Origin of the sequence: uncultured Veillonella sp., assembly GCF_905209685.1 — a bacterium.
Taxonomy (GTDB): Bacteria; Bacillota; Negativicutes; order Veillonellales; family Veillonellaceae; genus Veillonella.
In genome coordinates this window covers 1-5353 of sequence record NZ_CAJLUB010000121.1, presented here as the reverse complement: position 1 = coordinate 5353, position 5353 = coordinate 1, and the positions used below count along the sequence as shown (strand labels likewise).

At 38.8% G+C, this 5353-nt stretch carries 6 protein-coding genes; all 6 read left to right on the top strand.

The genetic code is table 11. The features are described 5' to 3' along the window. A partial coding sequence (ilvB, locus tag QZ055_RS07920) for a biosynthetic-type acetolactate synthase large subunit (RefSeq protein ID WP_295825868.1) occupies positions 1 to 1616 on the top strand: 1616 nt, incomplete at its 5' end. Further along, on the top strand, positions 1616 to 2104 hold the full coding sequence (gene ilvN / locus QZ055_RS07915; RefSeq protein WP_024066649.1) for an acetolactate synthase small subunit: 489 nt from the start codon (positions 1616 to 1618) through the stop codon (positions 2102 to 2104). The genes ilvB and ilvN, both read left to right, overlap by 1 nt. A gap of 11 nt (positions 2105 to 2115) precedes the next feature. Continuing rightward, positions 2116 to 2901 carry an ABC transporter ATP-binding protein gene (locus QZ055_RS07910; protein WP_005385564.1) on the top strand — a complete coding sequence of 262 codons (786 nt, stop codon included), beginning with the start codon at positions 2116 to 2118 and terminating at the stop codon, positions 2899 to 2901. 184 nt (positions 2902 to 3085) lie between these two features. Continuing rightward, entirely contained in the window at positions 3086 to 4093 is a 1008-nt protein-coding gene (gene ilvC / locus QZ055_RS07905; protein ID WP_363178939.1) for a ketol-acid reductoisomerase, read from the top strand. Between the two features lie 144 nt (positions 4094 to 4237). After that, positions 4238 to 4747: a hypothetical protein gene (locus QZ055_RS07900; RefSeq protein ID WP_005375719.1), complete on the top strand. Its 510-nt coding sequence runs from the start codon at positions 4238 to 4240 to the stop codon at positions 4745 to 4747. A 122-nt stretch (positions 4748 to 4869) separates the two neighbouring features. Beyond that, a complete protein-coding gene (locus QZ055_RS07895; RefSeq protein WP_295825861.1) occupies positions 4870 to 5331 on the top strand; it encodes a DUF3290 domain-containing protein in 462 nt (153 codons plus the stop codon). Positions 5332 to 5353: the final 22 nt, after the last annotated feature.

Sequence of the window (5353 nt, the reverse complement as noted above, 5' to 3'; positions counted from 1 at the left end):
TAATTCCAATTTATGATGAAATTTATAGCTTCCCTGAAATTAAACATTATTTTGTTCGTCATGAACAAGGTGCAGCCCATGCAGCAGATGGTTATGCACGCGTATCTGGAAAAGTAGGGGTATGCCTTGCTACGTCCGGTCCTGGTGCAACTAATCTTGTTACAGGTATTATGACTGCTTACATGGATTCTGTACCTATGGTGGCCATTACTGGTCAGGTTGGTCGTCCGTTTATTGGTAAGGATTCCTTCCAAGAAGCAGATATCCAAGGTATTACCATGCCGATTACAAAACATAACTACCTTGTTCAAGATATTCGCGATTTACCTCGCATCATTAAAGAAGCGTATTTTATTGCTAGTACAGGTCGTCCAGGACCTGTTCTCATTGATATTCCTAAGGATGTTCAAACAGAAAAAATATCCATGACAGAATACAATAAATTATACGAAGTACCGATTCACCTTGAAGGGTATGATCCTACATATAAAGGCCATCAAGGTCAAATTAAGAAAGCGGCTACGCTTATTAAAAATGCGAAGCGTCCGCTCATCATTGCCGGTGCTGGTGTATTGAAATCTGGCGCTATGGATGAGTTGAAGGAATTGGCAGAAAAGGCTCAAATTCCTGTAACAAATACATTAGTTGGCCTTGGTGGTTTCCCAGGTAACCATGAGCTTGCTCTTGGTATGGTGGGGATGCATGGCTCTGTAGCGGCTAATAACTGCACAGAAGAAGCAGATTTAGTTATTGCTGCAGGTATTCGTTTCCACGACCGCATTACAGGTCATCCAGATTTCTTCTGTAAAAAAGCTAAAATCATTCATATCGATATCGACCCAGCAGAAATTGATAAAAACGTCACTATTAACGTACCAATTGTAGGTGACTTGAAACGAGTTTTATCTGAACTTAATACGCTTGTAGAACCTACAACTCATGAAGCGTGGATCGGACAAATTCGTGAATGGCAAGCGGAATATCCTATGGTAATTCCTGAATCTAAAGATGGTGTATTACATCCACAATACGTATTATCTGAACTTAACAAGATTGCTAAAGAGGATGCCGTTATTGTAACTGACGTAGGCCAACATCAAATGTGGGCGGCTCAATTCTTAACTCATAAAAAACCTCATACCATTGTTACATCTGGTGGTGCAGGTACTATGGGCTATGGTTTACCAGCTGCAATTGGGGCTCAAGTGGGGGCACCTCATAAACAAGTTATCCTTGTTGTTGGTGATGGTGGATTCCAAATGACCTTCGAAGAGCTCATGATGGTTCGCCAATATAATTTACCAATTAAGATTGTTATCATTAATAATGGTTACCTTGGCATGGTTCGTCAATGGCAACAAATCTTTAATGACCGCCGTTATTCCTATGTAGATTTGGAAGCGAGTCCAGACTTCTTGAAATTGGCAGATGCCTTTGATTTGAAAGCCGCTCGCATCGATAATGTAGAGGATTTCAATAAAGAATTTAAATCTTTCATTACATCTGATGAAAGTATCATCTTGGATTGCCGTGTAGCAAGAGAAGATAATGTATTGCCGATGATTCCAGCTGGCGGTACCGTAAGTGGTATGATGGGCAAGAAAGGGGTGCTATAATGGCGAGAGAACATCAAGTCTTAGTAATTGCAAAAAATACAGCAGGCATTGGTGCACGTATATTGGCACTCTTTAACCGTCGTGGTTTTAATGTTACAAAGATGACATCTGGTATTACAAATACACCAGGCTACGCTCGTATTACCCTCACCGTTGAGGCAGATGATCGCATCTTAGACCAAATTCAAAAACAAATTTACAAGCTCATTGATGTTGTAAAGGTTAAAGTTTTTGAAGATCATGATGTGGTATGCCGTGAGTTAATGCTTATCAAGGTAAAAGCAACTGCTGCAACACGCTCTCAAATTGTACAAATTGCCGATGTATATCGTGGCAATGTGCTCGATATTTCTCCTACTTCTATGATTATTGAAGTAATTGGTAGCGTAGAAAAATTACGCGGTTTCATTCAAATTATGGAAACGTATGGTGTCCTTGAAATTGCCAAAACTGGCATTACCGCAATGAGCCGTGGAGAAAAGATTTAGGAGATGGTTGTGTGAGTAGTGAATTACTCCATTATGAAGACGTCAAGTTTCGTCGTGAAGGCCGCGAAATTTTAAAAGGCATTAATTGGCATGTTGAAGAAGGAGAGAATTGGGCCTTATTAGGTCTCAATGGGGCTGGTAAATCGACGATGCTCAGCATGATTCCAGCTTACCAAATTCCTACAACAGGATTATTACGCGTATTTGGTCATGAATTTGGTAAATATGCATGGCCTAAGATCAAGGCCCGATTAGGCTTTGTTAGTTCGGCACTTGGACAATTCCAGTCTACACTGGATAAGCAAGTGGTAGAAGATGTTGTTATTTCTGGTGCTTTTAATAGTATTGGTATTTATCAACAGGTAGAGCCTGAAGTACGTGAACGAGGACTGCAATTATTGTCTGAGTTTGGTTTGTCCTATTTGGAAGGCCATAGATTTCATACACTATCTGCTGGTGAACAGCGCCGTGTTTTACTAGCACGGGCTATTATGGCTAATCCAGATTTACTCATTTTGGATGAGCCTTGTTCTGGCCTTGATTTGCCTGCTCGTGAGCAATTCTTAAGAACTGTTGAGAATATGGCACGAGAGGAGCATAAGCCTTTTATTTATGTATCTCATCAAATTGAAGAGATTATGCCCAGTATTACACATGTAGCTATTATTAAAGATGGCCTCATTGTGTATAAAGGCAAGAAGCGAGACATCTTGACAGATGAAATTCTAAGCGACGTATTTGGTATTGATGTATCTGTTGTATGGGAGAAAAATCGCCCATGGATTATAGTTAAGTAAGAGCTAAAACTGGGATAATTCATTTTTTCTTAATACAAAAAGGGTACAAATTTAAGTTGTAGATTAGTCTATTTGACTATTCGATAAATTACGATATACACTACAAATCTTGCATTTATTTGTGAGATTGTGTACAGTATATATATTAAATATTCTATTGAATATATATTGGAGGTTGTCTAGTATGGCAGGTAAAATTTTAGGTACTACAGTTTATTATGATGCAGATTGTAATTTGAGCAAATTGGAAGGCAAAAAAATTACAGTTTTAGGTTACGGCTCCCAAGGTCATGCGCATGCATTGAACTTGAAAGAAAATGGTATGGATGTAACAATTGGTCTTCGTGGTGGTTCTTCTAGCTGGAAACCTGCAGAAGAAGCAGGCCTTACAGTAAAAGAAACTGCAGAAGCAGTTAAAGGCGCTGACATCGTTATGGTATTGATTCCTGACGAATTACAAGCAGACGTATATGCACAAGATATTGCTCCTAACTTGAAACAAGGTGCATACTTGGCATTTGCTCACGGCTTCAACATTCACTTTGGTAAAATCGTACCTCGTGAAGACATCAACGTATTCATGGTAGCTCCTAAAGGCCCTGGTCATTTAGTACGTCGTACATACCAAGAAGGCTCCGGTGTTCCTTGCTTGTACGCTGTAGAAAAAGATCCATCTGGTGATACTGAAGAAGTTGCATTAGCATGGGCTTCTGGTATCGGTGGTGGCCGTTCCGGTATCTTGGAAACTAACTTCAAATCTGAAACTGAAACTGACCTCTTCGGTGAACAAGCTGTATTGTGCGGCGGTGTTACTGAATTGATCAAAACTGGTTTCGAAGTATTAACAGAAGCTGGTTATGAACCTGTAAACGCTTACTTCGAATGCTTGCATGAAATGAAATTGATCGTAGACCTTATCTACGAAGGTGGCTTCCAAAAAATGCGCCACTCCATTTCCAACACTGCTGAATATGGTGACTACCATGCAGGTCCTCGCGTAATTACTGCAGATACTAAAAAAGCTATGGAACAAATCTTGGCTGATATCCAATCTGGTAAATTCGCTGACGAATTCTTGGCTGATTCCAAAAATGGTCAAAAATTCCTTAAAGAACATCGTGAAGCAGCTGCTAACCATCCAATCGAACCAGTTGGTGCAGAACTTCGCAACTTGATGAGCTGGTTGAAATAAGAGATTACCTTAGTAATTTCTTGATAAGCATAAGCTTACTGAAAGCGACCCCTTAGGGGGTCGCTTTTTATTGAGTAATACAAGTACGTATGATATAGTTAACGTAGAGTCAGTGTAGTATATTTTGGTATAAGGAGAGATACTATGAGTTCTACAACTATTATTATCATCGTGGCGGTTGCAGTCATTTGGGCCATTTTGTTTGCCGTATTTATGAAGTTCAATAAAAAACGACAAGCCGGTGAACAACAATTTGTACAAGAGAATGCTAATAAAGCGATTCTTCATATTTATGGTAAATCTGTAAAGGTTGATGGTAAGGACCTTTCTACTATTGATCATAAAACTGGTCAATATGGTCAAGTCATTGTGGCATTAACACCAGGAGAACATACCATTGAATCCGTATATTACACGACGGATAATGTGGGTACTAAAACAAAGAATGTTGAAACACAGCCTGTTACCATCACAATTCCAGTACAAGCAGGTAATGAATATAATGCGGCTATGTATTTCTATTCTGCAGAACAACGTAATGCGTATTATAAAGGTGACGTTGACGATGCCGTTTTAGAAGTTGAACTAGAATTAGAATCTGGTTTTACAGCGAATACTCATGCTTATATCATCGTGTACCGTGAATGTAAATAAATTAGTATAGAAACTGTTTAATAGAGCTATCGTTGTGGTAGCTCTATTTTTTATAAGTCGTTGTTGGTTATTATCATATTTATTTATGATATAATAAGAAGATATATGAAAGGAGCATCATTATGGACTTCTATTCCGTTTCCTATGTGGAAAGCCAAATCGCATCTGGTCATACATTAGGATTGGTTATCTTTGTAGTTATTTTATTAGCCCTTCTCGGAGTAGGCATTCAAGTTTTGCGTAATGGTTTTACAAGCCGTTACCGTGATTTAGCTGTTATATTATCCTTAATTATTGTATTTTTCTTAGGCTTAGAATATCAAGAATATGGTCGTATGAAGAATTACTCTGAAGATTCTTCTAGAATGGCTCAATTCTTGCATTCCTTTAGTGCAGACCGTGGTGTTGATGAAGGTCAATTAGCTGTTAATTCCTTAAAGGTACGTAATGGTATGATCTTAAAGGTTAGCGATGCATACTATGAGGTGCAATTTAATCCTGAATTTACTACCTATACAATCACTCGTGTGTATACAGTAAGTCCTACAGACCGAATTCATGATAAAGCGGATGTATTACCATAAGGAGGACCACATATGACAGAAG